This window comes from Pseudomonas sp. NFIX28, assembly GCF_900107395.1.
Taxonomy (GTDB): domain Bacteria; phylum Pseudomonadota; class Gammaproteobacteria; order Pseudomonadales; family Pseudomonadaceae; genus Aquipseudomonas.
Genome location: NZ_FNPW01000018.1, coordinates 8,634 through 25,907, shown reverse-complemented (window position 1 = coordinate 25,907; position 17,274 = coordinate 8,634). Strand labels below are relative to the sequence as shown.

The window sequence follows — 17,274 nt, the reverse complement described above, 5'->3', positions numbered from 1 at the left end:
GTCGCTGAAGGCGGCTCGATTGTTTACACCGCGACGCTGACCAACGCCGCCGGCACGCCAGTCACCGTCACTCTGAGCAACGGTGCGGTGATTACTATTGCCGCCGGCGCCACTACCGGTTCCGTGACCGTGGCCGCGCCGAGCGATGACGTCTACAAAGACGCCGGCAAGGTTGAAGTCAGCATCCAGGATGCAGCGGGCGGCAACTTTGAGAGCCTGGTTCCGAGCACGACTCCAGCTGTCACCGATGTGACCGATACCATCGACACCTCGACCGTCAGCCTCACCGCGACTTCGAACGTGGCCGAAGGCGGCACCGTGGTTTACACCGCCTCCGTCACTGCTCCAGTGACCGGCTCGCCAGTAGTCGTAACCCTGTCCAACGGCCAAACCATCACCATTCCGGTCGGTGAGTCTTCCGGCACCGTGAACTTCACCGCACCGAACGACGCCCTAGCGGGTGGCAGTTCCCTGAGCACCACCATCACCGGTGCTACCGGCGGCAACTACGAGAAACTGGACGTTGACGGCAAGCCGGCTGAAACGTCGGTCACCGATACCCCAGACACCACCGCCCTGAGCCTGACAGCGACAGACACCGTCGCTGAAGGCGGTTCGATCGTCTACACCGCGACGCTGACCAACGCCGCCGGCACTCCGGTGACCATAACCCTCAGCAACGGCGCAGTAATCACCATCGCCGCCGGCGCTACCACTGGCACCGTCACCGTTGCGGCTCCAGCCGATGACGTCTACAAAGATGCCGGCACCGTGCAGGCCACGATCCAGACCGCCACCGGCGGTAACTTCGAGAACCTGGTTCCGAGCACCACCCCGGCGGTGACGAGCATCACCGATACCATCGACACCTCGACCGTCAGCCTCACCGCGACTTCGAACGTGGCCGAAGGCGGCACCGTGGTTTACACCGCTTCCGTAACGGCTCCGGTCACTGGCTCGCCAGTGGTCGTAACCTTGTCCAACGGCCAGACCATCACCATCCCGGTCGGCGCCAGCAGCGGTACCGTGAATTTCGTAGCACCGAATGACGCCCTGGCCGGTGGTAGCTCGCTGAGCACCACCATCACCAACGCCACCGGTGGCAACTACGAAAAACTGGCGATCGACAGCAATCCGGCCAACACCTCGGTGACCGATACCCCGGACACCACCAGCCTGTCGTTGACTGCGACCAGCACCGTGGCCGAAGGCGGTTCGATCGTCTACACCGCGACGCTGACCAACGCCGCCGGCACGCCAGTGACCGTCACCCTGAACAACGGTGCAGTAATCACCATCGCCGCCGGTGCTACTACCGGCTCCGTGACCGTGGCCGCGCCGAGTGACGACGTCTACAAAGACGCCGGCACCGTGCAGGCCACGATCCAGACCGCCACCGGCGGTAACTTCGAGAACCTCGTTCCAAGCACCACGCCAGCGGTGACCAGCGTCACCGATACCATCGACACCTCGACCGTCAGCCTCACCGCGACTTCGAACGTGGCCGAAGGCGGTACCGTGGTTTACACCGCTTCCGTAACGGCTCCGGTCACTGGCTCGCCAGTGGTCGTCACATTGTCCAACGGCCAGACCATCACCATCCCGGTCGGCGCCAGCAGCGGTACCGTGAACTTCGTAGCACCGAACGATGCCCTGGCCGGTGGCAGCTCGCTGAGCACCACCATCACCAATGCCACCGGCGGCAACTACGAAAAACTGGCGATCGACAACAATCCGGCCAACACCTCGGTGACCGATACCCCGGACACCACCAGCCTGTCGTTGACTGCGACCAGCACCGTGGCCGAAGGCGGTTCTATCGTCTACACCGCTACCCTGAGCAACGCCGCCGGCACGCCGATGACGGTGACCCTGAGCAACGGCGCGGTGATCACTATCGCCGCCGGTGCGACAACCGGCACCGTGACCGTGGCCGCGCCGGCCGACGATGTGTACATCGACGCCGGCAATGTCAGCGCCAGCATCGCCAGCACCAGCGGCGGCAATTTCGAGAATCTGGTGCCAAGCACCACGCCGGCGGTGACCAGCGTCACCGACACGCTCAATACCACCACGGTGAGCATCAACGGCAGCACCTCGGTCACCGAAGGCCAGGCCGCGACCTACACCGTCAGCCTGACCAGCCCGGCGCAAACCGAAGTCACCTTGAAGATCAGCTACAGCGGCACCGCCGCCGACGGTTCGGACTTCACCGGCGTGTACACCGTGAAGATCCCGGCCGGCGCCAGCAGCGCCAGCTTCAACGTCGCCACCCTGGACGACAAGGTCACCGAGGGCACGGAAAACTTCGTGGTCAAGATCGACTCGGCCACCGGCGGCAACTTCGAGAGCCTGGTAGTCAGCGGCACCAACGGCAGCGTCACCACCTCGATCATCGACAACGACGCGCCACCGGTCCTCGACCTGGATGCCAACAACTCCAGTGGCGCCAGCGGTGCCGACTACAAGGTGACCTTCACCGAAAACACCCCGGGCGCGGGCGTGTCGATCGCCGACACCGACCTGAGCATCACCGACCCGGACAGCACCATGCTGACTGGCGCCACCATCGTGCTGACCAACCGTCAGCCGGGCGACTCGCTGAACCTGGGCAACAGCGTCAATGGCATCAGCATCAACGCCAACAGCCAGGCGGGCACCATCACCCTGACCCTGTCAGGCAATGCGACGCTGGCCGACTACATGCAGCAGATCAAGAACATCACCTTCACCAACAACAGTGAGGACCCGAGCACCACGCCACGGACCATCACCGTGACCGTGACCGACGGCGGCAATTACTCCAACGTCGCCACCACCACGGTCAACGTGGTGGCGGTGAACGACGCGCCAGTGGCCACCGGCGGCGCCGTGACCGGCACCGAAGACACCGCCCTGACCCTGACCTGGGCCACCTTCGGCGTCAGCGACGTCGACAGCCCCGCGACCAGCCTCGGGGTGAAAATCACCCAGCTGCCGGGCGACGGCAAGCTGCAATACCTCGACGGCTCGACCTGGAAGGATGTGGCCAGCAACCAGACCTTCAGCAAGGCCGATATCGATGCCGGCAAGCTGCGCTTCACCCCCGATGCCAACGAATCGGGTGTCGACGGCTACAACGGCAGCGGCGTGGGCAACCAGCAGGCCGACTACGCGCAGATCAAGTTCCAGCCAACCGACGGCCAGGTCCTGGGCAACACCGGCACCGTGAAGATCGACATCACTCCGGTGGCCGATGCGCCGACCCTGGGCGTGGCGAGCAACAGCGTGAACTCCATCGGCTTGCTCAAGGAATCCTGGAGCAGCCTCAGCGGCCTGGGCACCAACGGCAACGGCATCACCGGCGATGCGCTGAAAAACGTGTTCAACAACTCCGGCAACCCGAACAGCAGCACGACGGTGACCAACGCCCAGTCCGACGCCAGCGTGACCGGCGGCAGCGGCTCGAAAACGTCCGGCCTGATCTACCTGGAAGCCGGCAAGACCTACAGTTTTAGCGGTACCGGCGACGACAGCCTGCTGATCACCATCGGCGGCAAGAACGTGGCCAGCGCGACCTGGGGCGCCGGCGGCGGCATCAGCGGTTCGTTCACTCCGACCGCCAGCGGCTACTACACCCTGGACATCTACCACGCCAACCAGAGCGGCCCGGGCAGCTATGACGTCAACCTGTCGGTCAATGGCAGCACGCCGGTCGACCTGAGCAGCGCCAACATCCCGATGTACCCGAGCGAAACCGCGCTGAACAACGCCGGCGTGACCCTTTCCGAGCTGCATGGCAGCAACGGCGAAGGCTACTACGACGGCTACAAGCTCAACGAAGGGGCCGAGGGCGGCAGCGTCAAGCTGTCGAAGATCACCACCGCCCTGACCGATACCGACGGTTCGGAAAGCCTGAGCGTGAAGATCGGCGGCATCCCGGCGGGCTCGGTGCTCAGCGACGGTGCCGGTCATACCTTCACCGCCAGCGCCAGCGTCGGCGAAGTCAATGTCACCGGCTGGAACCTGGGTACGCTGACCCTTACCCCGCCGTCGCACTACAACGGCTCGTTCAACCTGACCGTGACCTCGACGTCCACCGAATCCCTGGGCGGTTCGGCCAGCAGCACCGCGCAGATCCCGGTCACGGTCTACCCGGCGACCTACAGCGCCAGCGTCGCCACGGCGGCCGACGACAACTTCGTCGGCACCGAGGGCAACGACATCATGGTCGCCGACGTTGCCGGCCTGAACGTGGTGCAGGGCAAGAACTACAACATCGCGTTCATGGTCGACAGCTCCGGCAGCATGAGCGACGCCTCGCTCACTGCGGCCAAGAACTCGCTGACCACCGTGTTCAACTCGCTGAAGAACAGCCTCGGCGCCAGCACCTCGGGCACCGTGAACATCTTCCTGGCGGACTTCGATACCCAGGTCAACAAGCAGGTCTCGGTGAACCTGAACGATCCGAACGCCCTGACCCAGCTCAAGGCGGTGCTGGACAGCATGGCGTCCGGCGGCGGCACCAACTACGAAGACGTGTTCAAGACCACGGCCAACTTCTTCCAGAGCAATACGGCCACCAGCAATACCAACGCCACCAACCTGACGTACTTCATTACCGACGGCAAACCGACGTTCTACCAGTCCGGCGAGCAGACCAACCCGACGCTGTACGGCAACGTCAGGCTCGACAGTGTGATCACCACCAGCAATTACCAGCTGGGCGACACCGTCCGGCTGCAACCGGACAGCACGCACCTGATCGATATCAACAGCAGCGGCAGCGTCACGGTATGGACGCAGGCCTGGGGCAGTTGGTCCAGTTACAACGCCGGCACCCTGCACGCCCAGGGCGATGGCACCTATGAGCTGTCCAGCCTGGGCGGTGCAGGCAGCTACACCAACAACGCCACCACCAGCAATTCCACCAGCAGCTTCACCCTGCTGAGCAATCTGTCGCAGGTGGAAGCGATCGGCCTGAACAACGACGTCAGCCTCAACGACCTGAAGCCCTACGACAGCGATGGCAAGCCGCAGAGCAACATCGACCCGTCGGACCTGGCCAACGCCATCCTCGGCCACACCGAGGCGACGATGCCGGGAGCCGACACGGTCAACGGCGGCAACGGCAACGACATCATCTTCGGCGACCTGGTGAGCTTCAACGGCATCGCCGGCGAGGGCTACCAGGCCATGCAGGCCTACGTCGCCCAGCAAACCGGGGTCGAGGCCAGCAAGGTCACCACCAGCAACGTGCACCAGTACGTCACCGAGCACTACGCCGACTTCGATGTGTCCGGTGCCAATGACGGCGCCGATACCCTGCTGGGCGGTGCCGGCAACGACATCATCTTCGGCCAGGGCGGCAACGACCTGCTCGACGGTGGCAAGGGCAACGACATCCTGCTGGGCGGCACCGGCAACGACACGCTGATCGGCGGTTCGGGCAATGACATCCTGGTCGGCGGTTCGGGTGCCGACACCTTCGTGTGGAAGGCCGGCGACACCGGCAACGATGTGATCAAGGACTTCAAGGCCAGCGAAGGCGACCGTATCGACCTGCGGGACCTGTTGCAGGGCGAAAGCGCCAGCACCATCGACAACTTCCTGAAGATCACCACGGTGGACGGTACCTCGACCCTGCAGGTCAGCTCCGAAGGCAAGCTCAACGCGGCGGGCGGCATCGCCAACGCCGATGTGACGATCAAGCTGGAAGGCAACAACTGGTCCAATACCAACATCAACTCGTTGATCGCCGGTAGCGACCCGACCATCAAGATCGACCACAACAACAGCTGATCCACGGCCGACCGGCCACCCGCCCTGGGTGGCCGGTTCTTCCCACCGTGACGATTTTGCCGCCACGTCGCATACTCGCGACCAAAGCGCGCCGTTGGCCTATGCTGCTGACAGCATGAAGCCGGACCATTTCTAGAGGGATTTCCCATGTTCTACGTGCAACGCGATGCACAGGGCCAGCTGGTTCGCGTGGAGCCCGCCCCTTACGCCGAGGCCACGGAAACGCTGCCGGCCGACAACAATGAGATCCAGCAGTGGTACGCCAACGAGGTGGTGGAAGTCAGCCTGAAACAGCTCAAGCAGAGCGACCTGGAAATGATCCGGGTACTCGACGACTTGATTCAGGTGCTGACCAGCAAGGGCGTGATTCGCGTCACCGACCTGCCGCCGGCGGCCCAGGCCAAGCTGATGGACCGCACCCAGGCGCGTGAGGCGCTGGGCGGCCTGAGCCATCTGATCAACGACGACGAAACCGGCCTGATCTGACTTGTCGCCGGCCATCGGCTCCTCTCGCGGGAGCCGGTGGCCGGCGATTTTCGTTCAGGGCCTCAGCGCCAGGGAGCGGGCTCGCCGAACAGGCGGCCCTGGACGCCGTACAGGCCCATCTCGCGAATCACCTGCAATTCCCCTTCGGTTTCCACGCGCTCGGCAATCAGCGGCAGGTCGATGCTGTGGGCGGCGCGCTGGATCGCTTCGATAAACAGGCGCTTGTCGCTTTCCTGGTCGATGTCGCGGATGTAGCTGCCGTCGATCTTCAGGTAGGCCAGGCCCAGGCGCGCCAGGTTGCCGATCATGCTGAAGCGCCCGCCGAAGCGCTGCAGGCTCAGGGAGAAGCCCAACTCGCGCAGGCGTCGGGTCAGCTGTTCCAGCAGCGCCTGCTCAGGCAGCTGCTCTTCGCCGATCTCCAGGGTCAGGCGCGGCCCCAGGCTGGAGTGCTGGCGCAGGATCTCGAACACCTTGTTCAGGGCCTGCGGGTCGGCCAGGGTCGCGGCCGACAGGTTCAATGCCAGCGAATCCTGATGCTGGTCCATCTGCTTGAGCACCTGTTCGAGCATCAGCAGGTCCAGGCGCGAGGTCCAGCCAAAGCGCTCCAGCCACGGCAGGAAGCGCCCGGCGGCAATGGTCTGGCCCTGCTCGTCGAGCAAGCGCGACAGCACCTTGTAATGCAGGACCAGCGTGGTATCGCGGGTCGCGACCACCGGCTGGAAGTACAGCTCGAACCGCTGCTGGCTCAAGGCGCCGTCCAGCAGGGTGTGCCAGGCGTGATGGTCGTCGCCGACAGTGGCCGCCGCGCCATGCTCCAGGCAGGCCCAGCTCGTGTCGCCCTGGGCCTCGGCCTGGGCCAGGGCCTGGTCGCCCAGGCTCAGCACGGCTTGCGGCGAGTCGCCATGAACGAAGGGCGCCAGGCCGATGGAGGCCACCGAAGCCACGTCGGTGGCGCCCGTGGCGTGCAGGCTGGCCAGCGCATTTTCCAGGTTCTGCGCCAGTTGCAGGGCCTCCTCGCGCACCAGCCCCGGCGCCAGCACGGCAAATTCGCCGCCGCGGATGCGGGTCACCAGGTTGTGGGTTTCCGGGTACCGCGCGCATTCACGCAGCAATTGCTCGCCCACTGCCTGCAACAGCTGGTCGGTACGTTGCCCGCCCAGGCGCTGGTTCAGGCCGGCCAGGTCCTTGACCCGCAGCAACAGCAGGTAGCCGGAGCTGGCCTGTTCCGGGTTGCTGACCCGGGCGTTGAGCTGCATCTCGAAGTAACGACGGTTGGCCAGGCCGGTCAGGTTGTCCTGATAGGACTCGACCCGCAGTTTTTCGCTACGCTCGGCCTGCTCCTGGAACAGCGCCTTGAGCTTCTCGACCATCTGGTTCATGGCCTGCACCACGCGCCGCAGTTCCGGCGTGCGCGGCAGCTCGGGCAGGCTGAGGAACTCGCGGCGGGCAATGGCGTGGGACTGCTGCACCATGTAGTCCAGCGGCTTGAGCTGGCGCCGCAGCAGCAAGGCCCCCAGCACCGCGCTGACGGCGCCGCACAGCAGCAGCCAGCCGAGGCTGCCCAGGGCGCTTTGCCAGAGCTTGGCGACGGCGAACATCGGGTGGCTGACCACCTCGACCCGCGCCGCCTGCTGCCAGCCGCGGCTGACCAGGGCATCGCCGCCCGCCGGCTCCAGGCCGATCAGCTTGACGAACCAGTCCGGCACGTTGCCGACCTCGGGGGCGCCGCTGCGCTCGACCATGACCTGCTCGGTGACCTGGTCGACCACGCGGATGCTCGAGTAGTAGCCGCTGTCGAAAATCGAGCTGACCATCAGCTCGACCATCGCCGGGTCGTCGATGTTCGGGGTCAGGGACAAGGCCAGCGCCGTGGCCGCGTCCTGGGCATGCGAGCGCAGCTGGTTGACGTATTGGGTCCGCGAGCTTTCCAGGCTGACCATGAAGCTGCCGCTGAAGGCGACCACCAGGAACAGACAGATTGCGATCAACAGTTGTTTGAACAAAGACATCTGAGCTCGTGCTCCTAGTGAGTCGTCTCGACCGGAAAACCTTCGGCCTGCATTTTCTTCAACACGTCCTGCCAACGGGACAGGCGCTTGGTGTCACCGACCTTCTTGTTGCCCTTGCCGGGCAGCCACAGGCCCTCGGCATTGAAGGAATACACCGGCAGCAGGTCGGTACGCTGGCTGGCCGGCTGGATGGCGTCGATCAGGCTGTCGAGGACCAACGGCATGGCCTCCGGGCTTGAATAGTAGGTCAAGACCATATGCGCGCGGTTCTGGCGCAGGGCCTTGACGTAGGTGATACGCAGCTTGTCGCTGGAAACCCCGAGATGGCGCAGGCTGAAATACTTGGCGATCGCATAGTCCTCGCAATCGCCGGCGCCTTTCCACAAGGCCTCGATCGGGGTTTCCCAGTAGTCCACCTGGCGCCACAGGTCGGTGTCTTCCACGTAGCGCACGTTCTTGTTGAAGAACAGGTTGACCACCCTGAGCTGCTCCATCTCGCTGGCCTGGTTCTGGGTCGCCAGCAGCTGCTGCCAGGCGTCGATGCGCTTCTGCCCTTCGCCCAGCGGCCCGTACAGCGCCGTGGCGCGGCGGCTGATCTGGGAAAAATCCCAATCGGCCTGCAGGCCGCCCAGCAGCACGCCGGCCAGCAGCAGCGCCGAAAGCAGCCAGCGCAGGGTCCGGGAAAGAGCTAAACGTGCCGCCAATGCGAAGAGTCCATGGGAGCTGTCGTGGGTCGAAGAATGGTGCAGGTTGGTCCGCCAAAAGACAATGGCACCTTGCAATCGCCGCCCGCTGGAAAAGCTAAGCTCAATAAAGGCACCTGTTCGTTTATCGGCCGGCGCTTGAGTGCCAAGAGGGCTGCCCCGAGAATCAGCGCCGGCAAATCCATGGCAGGGCCCGAACGGCTGGTTTGACAAGCTGCCGGGCGCTATCTAGCGTCATTGGATCCAATCTTCAGAAAACAGGACAGCGTTAACGTGACAGAAAAACCGAGGCCCTTGAGCAAGATCGCAGTCAGCGGGCCAATCCCCGCCCATCTCGCGCGTTCGGTGATCGAGGAAACCTTGCGCGCGGCGATTCTCGATGGCCGCCTGCCCAGCGGCACGGCCCTGCGCCAGCAGGACCTGGCCGACCTTTTCGGCGTCAGCCGCATGCCGGTGCGCGAAGCCTTGCGCCAGCTCGAGGCGCAATCGCTGTTGCACGTGGTGCCGCACAAAGGCGCGGTGGTCGCCGAACTGATCGGCTATGACGCCGTGGAAACCTACGGCCTGCGCCTGCTGCTTGAACTTGAGGCGCTGCGCCTGTCGATCCCGCTGCTCGACGCCGAGGACATCGCCCAGGCCCGCAGCTACATCGCACAGCTGGAAACTGAAACCGACCATGCCGAAATCGGCCGCCTCAACCGCCTCTTCCACATGTCGCTGTACCACCGCGCGCCAAACCAGAAGCTGCTGCGCCTGATCGAGCTCGAGCTGAACGAGGAAGAGCGCTTCCTGCGTTTCCATCTATCTTCCATGGGCCTGGGCAAGCTGACCCAGGACGACCACAACGCCATGACCGATGCCGCCGAGGCCAAGGATGTCGAGCGGGCGGTGGAGGTGCTGCGCGGCCACCTGCAAAAGGCCGAGAAGGCCATTCGCAACTACCTCGAGCGCCCCGCCGAGGGCTGATAGCGCCAACGGCCGCACGACGCGGCCACGACAAGCATTCGATGGTCGTCACCCCGGCTTAAGGAAAAGCAGTGCAAGCGCGTGATGAAAAATGGTTGATGGTGCTCAATTCCGGCGAACCAGCGAAAACCCGACTCATCTGCTTTCCGCAGACCGGCGCGGACCCGCAACAGCTGCGCAATTGGTCCATGGGGCTGGCCGGGCACATCGAGCTGGTGTTGGTCCGGCTGCCTGGCCATGGCAGCCGCCAGGCCGAGCCGCCGCTCGACGACTGGCCACGGCTGCTGCTCGATACGTTTGCCGCGCTGCAACCGCTGCTGGCCGAACCTCACGCCCTGTTCGGCCATGGCCTGGGCGGCATGCTGGCCTACGAAACCGCCAAGCGCGCCCAGGCCCAATACCCCGGCCAGACCCGCCACTTGTTCATTTCCGCCTGTCGCAGCCCCGACCACCCGTCGTCGCGGCCGCTGCTGCATGCGCTGGCCACCACGCCCTTTCATGAAGCCATGCTGTCGCTGGGCGCCACGCCGATCCAGATGCCCCGCGACCAGGCCAGCCGCAACCGTTACGAGACGCTGCTGCGCACCGACCTGAAGCTGTTCGAATCCTGGCGCGATCAGTCGACCGGCAGCCTCGACATTCCCCTCACGGCCCTCTATGGCAGCGAGGACCCGCTGGCCCCCGCCAGCAACATGGCCAACTGGCGCGAGTTCACCCGCCGTGAGTTCGAGCTGATCGAGGTGGCCGGCAACCACTTTTTCATCAAGTCCCAGCGCCAGCGCCTGCTGCGGATCATCAACACTCACCTGGGCCTGCTCGGCGAATAATCCGTCGCCTCGCCGGCCACCTCGCCGTGTTGCCCGGCCGGGCATCTTCATGGCCTGCCAACGATGGCCCCGCCGTCGATTTGGGCTCACTCTTGCTCTCGCCGAGCGAAAAAAGGGACGTGGGCGCGGCGGCTGCCCGCCACACGACGATCCGACGATTTACGCAAGGAGCCCAGCGACTGGAAGGCTTGCCCGGAATCGGCTCCCGCATGCCTTCTCCCAGATATTCAATGACTTCAGTTCAGCGCTTCGAAGGTTGCTTCGAGTGAGGCATTCACTCAACGTTAAAAATTCTGACTTATATAAGCCGGAAGGAGCAACTTCACCCCAACAAAACTTCAACAAGAAGTTTTGCCGCAATATATCGCACACTGAAAATACAACTTTAAAAAGTATTGGAAAAACAACTTGCCGGACTCTTTTCCCTGTATTAGTTTTTTCTCCAACAACGTTCTAGCAACGTCGAACGCCCGCTCACGGACACCCGGCAAACCTCGGCCCCACTGGCTTTCAAAAGCCAACAGGGCCAAGGCAGCGGTTATTTAACGGTTAGAGCGGCCAGCACTCGACAACTTTCAAACTTATCAACTCAGGCTTGAGGTCCCTGCTCGCCCCTTACAAAGATGTGCTTATTAAAACGCCTATGCGCCCCACAACTAAGCGAACAATAAAACGCACTTTAATCTCAGACAGGGCAGCCAAAATGAACGCCAGCAAAGAACTTCTCGACGCCCGCAAAGCCACACTCGGCGCTCACCCGATTTTTGCCGAAATCAACACACTTGCGGTTCTTCGACGCTTTATGCAGGCCCATGTTTTCGCGGTGTGGGACTTCATGTCGCTGGCCAAGCGCCTGCAACAGGAACTGACGTGCGTGCGCCTGCCCTGGCTACCGCCGCGGGACCCTCGCGCCGCGCGGCTGATCAACGAGATCGTGCTCGGCGAAGAGTCCGACGATCGCCCCGGGCAAGGCCATTGCAGCCACTTCGAGCTGTACCTGGACGCCATGCGCGAAGTCGGCGCCGCCACGCGGGTCGTCGAACACTTTGTCGCGCTGCAGCGCGAAGGCGTGAGTTTCGACACCGCCCTGCACAGCGTCGACGCCGACCCGGCCGCCAGCGCCTTTGTCCGCCAGACCGTGCACACCGCCATGCAGGCGCCAGCCCATTGCGTCGCGGCGGCCTTCCTCCACGGCCGGGAAAGCGTGATCCCGCAGATGTTCCAGCGCCTGCTCGACGACTGGGGCATCGGCATCGAGCAGGCGCCGACCTTTCGGTATTACCTGCAACGCCATATCGAGGTCGACTCCGACGACCATGGCCCGGCCGCCGAACAGTTGCTGCAGCGCCTGGTGGAGGGCGACCCGCGGCGCCAGCAAGAGGTGTACGCCGCGGCCATTGCCGCGGTGGACAGCCGTATCGCCCTGTGGGACGGGCTGCGCCTGAGCATGGCCGAATCGGCAGTCGGGGTGAGCGTATGAACGCCCTCGACTACCAATCCTTCGCCAACACCTGGGAAGAACGCGCGACCATCCGCACCCGGCCGCGGCGCATGCTCGAGGACGACGACCAGCTGATCTACCCCCTGAGCCGCCAGCCGCTGGTGCACAGCCAGAGCTTTCTCGAGCACTGCGCCCACCTGCGCGATTTCGTGCTGTTGCAAAGCCTCTACAAGTTCATCAACGACGTGGTGATCTTCGAGACCGAGCTGGTGGACAAGACCGCGCGTAGCATCGCCAAGAACCGCTTCGCCATCGCCTTCCCCTTCGCCTGTCGCTATGACGCCATGACCGTGGTGGTGGACGAGGACTACCACGCGCTGGTGGCAATGGATTTCATGCAGCAGAGCATCGCCCTGAGCGGCATCGAGCCGATCGAGCTGCCCCGCGAGATCGAGCTCAGCCGGGCCATCCCCGCCGCCCTGCAACGCGCCCCCGGGCACCTGCGCGACGCGGTGGAGCTGATCTGCGTGGCCATCGCCGAAAACACCGTGACCAACGATGTCGCCGCCTTCGCCAAGGACGACACGGTCAAGCAGTCGATCAAGGGGCTGATGGCCGACCACCTGCAGGACGAAGGCCGGCACTCGGGCTTCTGGTCGCGGCTGGTGCGCATCTATTGGCACGGCGCCAGCGACGCCGACCGCCGGCAGATTGCCGGGGTGCTGCCGGAATTCATCGCGCAGTACCTGACCAACGACATTCAGAAGGACTTCGACTTGCGGCTGATCGAGCAACTGCCGGTCGGCGCGCCAATCAAGCAGGCGCTGCGCGAGGAGGCAGCCGCCCTGGCCTACCCGATCAACCGCCATCACCCGCTGATCGCCAACATCCTGCGCTTCTTGCGCAGCAGTTCGATGCTGGATTCGGCCTGCGTGCGCGACGCACTGGCCGACTACCTGCGCTAACGGAGGGACCCGAGCATGAGACGCCTCGAGATTCTGTTGACGGGCCGCAGCCAGGCCCTCGGCGAACTGGCCCTGGAGCTGGAGCGCCACGGCCATCTGCTACGGCGGCTGGGCTCGCCACAGGCGCTTGCCGACGCCACGGGGCCGCAGCCCGACCTGCTGATCGACGACGGCAGCCTGAGCGATCCAGCCGCTATTGCCCCGGGCTGCGCGCGCCTGGAATTGCGTATCGCCCTGATCGCGCAAGCGGCTCCCGGGTTGCCGCGGGTGCGCCTGTTTCACCGCCACAACACTCGGCTGATCGAACAGGCAGACCTGCCGCCGGAGGCCAGCGGCAACGGTCAGGCAGTGCGCGGCAGTGCCGTGGCCAGGCTGGTCGCCAGCACTGCGCGGCTGGTCAGCGGCTTCTCTCGCAGCGCCGGTTTTTTCCAGCAACTGGCGCACCTGGAGGAGCCCGCCGAACCGCTGCTGGGCCTGGAGCGCCTGGATTCGCTGGCTTTCGAGCACCGGCATAACCCACAGCCGACACTGGCCTTGCTGCGCGAGATGCAGGTGCCGATCGCCCAACGCATCGACCACAGCCTGCTGGCCTTCGCCCAGCGCCCGGCCCTGAACATCCAGGGCGTCGACTACAGCTACCAGACCCTGCACCAGTTGAGCCGCAACCTGCAGCGGCAGATGCTGCGACACCTGCCTCCAGCCCCTGACCGACCACCGGTGATCGGCCTGTGCCTGGCCAAGTCGGCGGCGCTGTATGCCGCGATTCTCGCCACCCTCGGCTGTGGCGCGGTGTACCTGCCGCTGGACCCGGAGCACCCGGCGCAGCGGCGCCGCTACATTCTCGACAACGCCGGTGCCGCCCTGCTGCTGCACGACGGCTGCGAAGACTTGGCCGACCTCAAGCTGGCGCAGCTCGATGTGCGCCCCCTGCTGCATGACGACGCCGAGGACACCGGCCCGCTGCTGCACCAGGCGCCGCCCCCCGAGGCGCCCTGCGTGGCGATCTATACCTCGGGCACCACCGGCCAGCCCAAGGGCGTGTTGCTCAGCCAGGGCAACCTCAGCCACTTCTGCGCCTGGTACATCGGCCATGTCGAGCTGGACGAAAACAGCCGGGTGCTGCAGTTCTCGACCATCGGCTTCGACGCCTCGCTGCTGGATATCCTGCCCACCTTCCTCTGCGGCGCCCTGCTGGTGGTTCCCGACCAGGACCAGCGGCGCGACCCGCGGCAACTGCTGGCCCTGCTCCAGCGCCAGCGGCTCAGCCATGCCTTCCTGCCGCCGGCGCTGCTGAGCATCCTGCCCCTGGAGCAGCCGCTGGGCCTGCGCCATCTGGTGACCGGCGGCGACGTCTGCGAGCCCTTCGTCATCCGGCGCCTGGCCGGCCAATGCGCGCTGCACAACATCTACGGCCCGACGGAAACCACGGTGCTGGCCACCACCCGCCGCCTGCGAGCCGACGACAACCCGCGCAACCTCGGCCTGCCGATCGCCAACAGCCAGGTGCTGATTCTCGACGAACAGCTGCAACCGCTGGCCGACCACACCCCCGGCGAGCTGTACCTGGCCGGGCCGGGCGTCGGCCTCGGCTACCTGAACAACCCGGCACTGAGCGCCGAACGCTACGTAAACCTGGACCTGCCGGACGGGCGCCGGCTGCGGGTATATCGCAGCGGGGACATCGGCCAGTGGACCGACAGCGGCATCGAGATCTGCGGGCGGCGGGACAATCAGGTGAAGATCCGCGGGTTCCGGGTCGAGCCCGAAGAGATCGAGCATTGCCTGCGCGACAGCCAGCTGTTTCGCCAGGTGGCGGTGGTGATCGACGATCGGCGGCGGATCCTCGCCTACCTGGCCCAGCCGAACGCGGCCGGCGATGCACTGCCGGCCCTGCGCGAGCAGGCGCGACTGCGGTTGCCGGACTACATGCGGCCCAGCGCCTATATCGAGCTGCCGAGCATGCCCTACACCGCCAATGGCAAGGTCGACCGTCGCGCCCTGCTGGCCCTGCCGCGTCCATCAAGTGGCGATGGGCAACAGCGCCGGCCGCGAACCGCCAATGAACGGCGCCTGCTGGCGCTGTGGGCCGAACTGCTGGAGCTGCCGGCCGACGACATCGGCACCGACGACAGCTTCTTCAACCTCGGCGGCCATTCGATCCTGCTGTCGCGCCTGCTGCTGGCGGTCCGCGAACGCTTCGGTCGCAGCCTGTCGATCAACCGCTTTATCGAGGCGCCGACCCTGGGCAACCTGGCGACCCTGATCGACGGCGCCGCCCACGACGGCCCGGACGCTTGCCTCGAGCAGGTGTTCGCCGATGCCAACGCCGAACTCGACCTGCGGGTGCTGCCGGCCAGCCAGCTGGGCGATGTGCGCAAGGTGCTGGTCACCGGCGCCAACAGTTTTCTCGGCGCGCACCTTGTCGAGGCGCTGCTGGAAGCGGGCGCCAGCGAGGTGGCCTGCCTGGTGCGGCAGACACCCACGCAATCGGCCGCCGAGCGCTTCGCCCAGGCGCTGCGCGACAACCGCCTGGAGCATCTGGACCTGAGCCGGGTGCGGGTGCATGCCGCCGACATCAGCCAGCCACGGCTCGGGCTGGCGGCGGATGTGTACGAACGCATCGACCGCGAGTACGGCGCGCTGGTGCACAACGCCGCCCACGTCAATCACGTGCTGGATTACCCGGCGCTGGCACGCGACAACGTCGAGCCGCTGTTCGAATGCCTGCGCCTGTGCGAAGGGCGCAGCAAGAAGGTCTTCAATTTCGTCTCGACCCTCTCCGCCTGCAGCAGCGTCGACGGCCAGGGCCGGGTGCTCGAACAACCGCCGGCGGCCACCCCGCCGATCTACATCCGCAACGGCTACAACCTCTCCAAGTGGGTTGGCGAGCGGGTCCTGCAACGCGCGCGCGAGCAGGGGGCGTGGGTCAATCTCTATCGCCCGGGCAACATCAGTTTCAACAGCCAGAGCGGGGTCTGCCAGCCCCACCGCAACCGCCTGATGCTGATGCTCAAGGGCTCGCTGCAACTGGGCCAGGTGCCGCGGCTGGCAATGAACTTCGACCTGATGCCGGTGGATTTCCTCGCCCGCTTCATCGCCTTCCACGCCAGCCGCTATCAGCCGGCCCACGCGGTCTTCAACCTGCACAACCCGCAGCCCTTGAGCTGGGAGGCCTATGTCGCCTCGTTCCGCGAGGCCGGGCGCGAGTTCCGCATGGTCAGCGTCGCCGACTGGCAGCGCCAGTTGGGCCGGGTCGACCGCGACAACGCGCTGTTCGGCGTCCTGGGCTTCTACCTCAACGGCTTCGAGGAAGACATCGGCGATATCTCGTTGATCGGCCACGCCAACGCCGCGGCCGGGGTACGGCGCATGGGCGCCGACTACCCGCCCAAGGACCCGGCGCTGCTGCGCAAGGGCTGCCAATACCTGAAAGACATCCGCTTTATCTGACCCCACCCACGCTGGAGAACGCCATGAACAACCTGCAACCCGATACCTTGATCAGCAACCCGCACGCCTGCGAGGTCGTGTCCGCCGTCGAGATCGGCGCCGATGCCCGAAGCGTTTGGCGCATCGTCGGCAACTTCGCTGGCTTCCCGGCCTTCATTCCCGCGTTGTCGCACATCGAAATGACCGGCGAAGGCGTGCGCTCGGTACGCAAGAAGTTCTTCCACGACGGCAACATCGTGATCGAGCAACTCAACTCACGGGACGACCAGGCGCTGCACATGACCTGGAGCCTGATCTACGACACCCTGGGCATCGGCAACCTGTGGGCGGCCATGAGCGTCGAAGCCCTGCCCGGCGAACGGGCGCGCGCCACCTGGCGCATCATCGCCGACCCCGCCCCAGGCGGCACCGACATCGCGGCCTTCCAGGGTTTCCTGCAAGGCTTTGCCGATGAGGCAATGGGCAACGTGCGCAGGATGTTCGAATAAGGCACTGACGAACTCCCGTAGCCGCTGCCGCAGGCTGCGATCGACGCCGAAGGCGGCGCAGATTTTAGGATCGCTGGAAGGCCTGCGGCCTTATCGCAGCCTTCGGCAGCGGCTACAGGGATCTGGAGGCCGATGGTGGGGAGGTGGTCTGAAGAGC

The 17,274-nt window shown here is 65.1% G+C and carries 9 protein-coding genes and 1 pseudogene; 8 read left to right on the top strand and 2 right to left on the bottom strand.

From position 1 onward, the window contains the following. Together BLV20_RS26605 and BLV20_RS26600 are read left to right on the top strand one after the other, a co-directional pair. Positions 1 to 5,781 (top strand): annotated as a pseudogene (locus BLV20_RS26605) (LapA family giant adhesin); the annotation flags it as partial. A gap of 147 nt (positions 5,782 to 5,928) precedes the next feature. Beyond that, the gene (locus BLV20_RS26600) at positions 5,929 to 6,267 is read left to right on the top strand and encodes a tryptophan synthase subunit beta (protein WP_092305391.1); all 339 of its coding nucleotides are present in this window, start codon (positions 5,929 to 5,931) and stop codon (positions 6,265 to 6,267) included. A gap of 62 nt (positions 6,268 to 6,329) precedes the next feature. Here the strand turns inward: BLV20_RS26600 and lapD are convergent, their stop codons facing one another. Together lapD and lapG are read right to left on the bottom strand one after the other, a co-directional pair. Further along, the gene (gene lapD / locus BLV20_RS26595; RefSeq protein WP_092305390.1) at positions 6,330 to 8,276 is read right to left on the bottom strand and encodes a cyclic di-GMP receptor LapD; all 1,947 of its coding nucleotides are present in this window, start codon (positions 8,274 to 8,276) and stop codon (positions 6,330 to 6,332) included. 14 nt (positions 8,277 to 8,290) lie between these two features. Beyond that, on the bottom strand, positions 8,291 to 8,980 hold the full coding sequence (gene lapG / locus BLV20_RS26590) for a cysteine protease LapG (RefSeq protein ID WP_092305472.1): 690 nt from the start codon (positions 8,978 to 8,980) through the stop codon (positions 8,291 to 8,293). Between the two features lie 273 nt (positions 8,981 to 9,253). Here lapG and BLV20_RS26585 point away from each other — a divergent pair, with 273 nt between their 5' ends. The 6 genes from BLV20_RS26585 to BLV20_RS26560 all read left to right on the top strand — a co-directional run bounded on the left by BLV20_RS26585 (position 9,254) and on the right by BLV20_RS26560 (position 17,117). Next, a complete protein-coding gene (locus tag BLV20_RS26585) occupies positions 9,254 to 9,946 on the top strand; it encodes a GntR family transcriptional regulator (protein ID WP_092305389.1) in 693 nt (230 codons plus the stop codon). Positions 9,947 to 10,017: 71 nt separating this feature from the next. Then, on the top strand, positions 10,018 to 10,773 hold the full coding sequence (locus BLV20_RS26580; protein WP_092305388.1) for a thioesterase II family protein: 756 nt from the start codon (positions 10,018 to 10,020) through the stop codon (positions 10,771 to 10,773). Positions 10,774 to 11,476: 703 nt separating this feature from the next. Next, positions 11,477 to 12,253, top strand: coding sequence for a DUF3050 domain-containing protein (locus BLV20_RS26575; RefSeq protein WP_092305387.1), 777 nt, complete (start codon positions 11,477 to 11,479; stop codon positions 12,251 to 12,253). Continuing rightward, positions 12,250 to 13,179 carry a diiron oxygenase gene (locus tag BLV20_RS26570; protein ID WP_092305386.1) on the top strand — a complete coding sequence of 310 codons (930 nt, stop codon included), beginning with the start codon at positions 12,250 to 12,252 and terminating at the stop codon, positions 13,177 to 13,179. The genes BLV20_RS26575 and BLV20_RS26570 overlap by 4 nt, the downstream gene beginning before the upstream one ends. Positions 13,180 to 13,194: 15 nt before the next feature. Then, the gene (locus BLV20_RS26565; protein ID WP_092305385.1) at positions 13,195 to 16,629 is read left to right on the top strand and encodes a non-ribosomal peptide synthetase; all 3,435 of its coding nucleotides are present in this window, start codon (positions 13,195 to 13,197) and stop codon (positions 16,627 to 16,629) included. A gap of 23 nt (positions 16,630 to 16,652) precedes the next feature. Then, positions 16,653 to 17,117 carry an SRPBCC family protein gene (locus BLV20_RS26560; protein WP_092305384.1) on the top strand — a complete coding sequence of 155 codons (465 nt, stop codon included), beginning with the start codon at positions 16,653 to 16,655 and terminating at the stop codon, positions 17,115 to 17,117. The last annotated feature ends 157 nt before the right edge of the window (positions 17,118 to 17,274 follow it).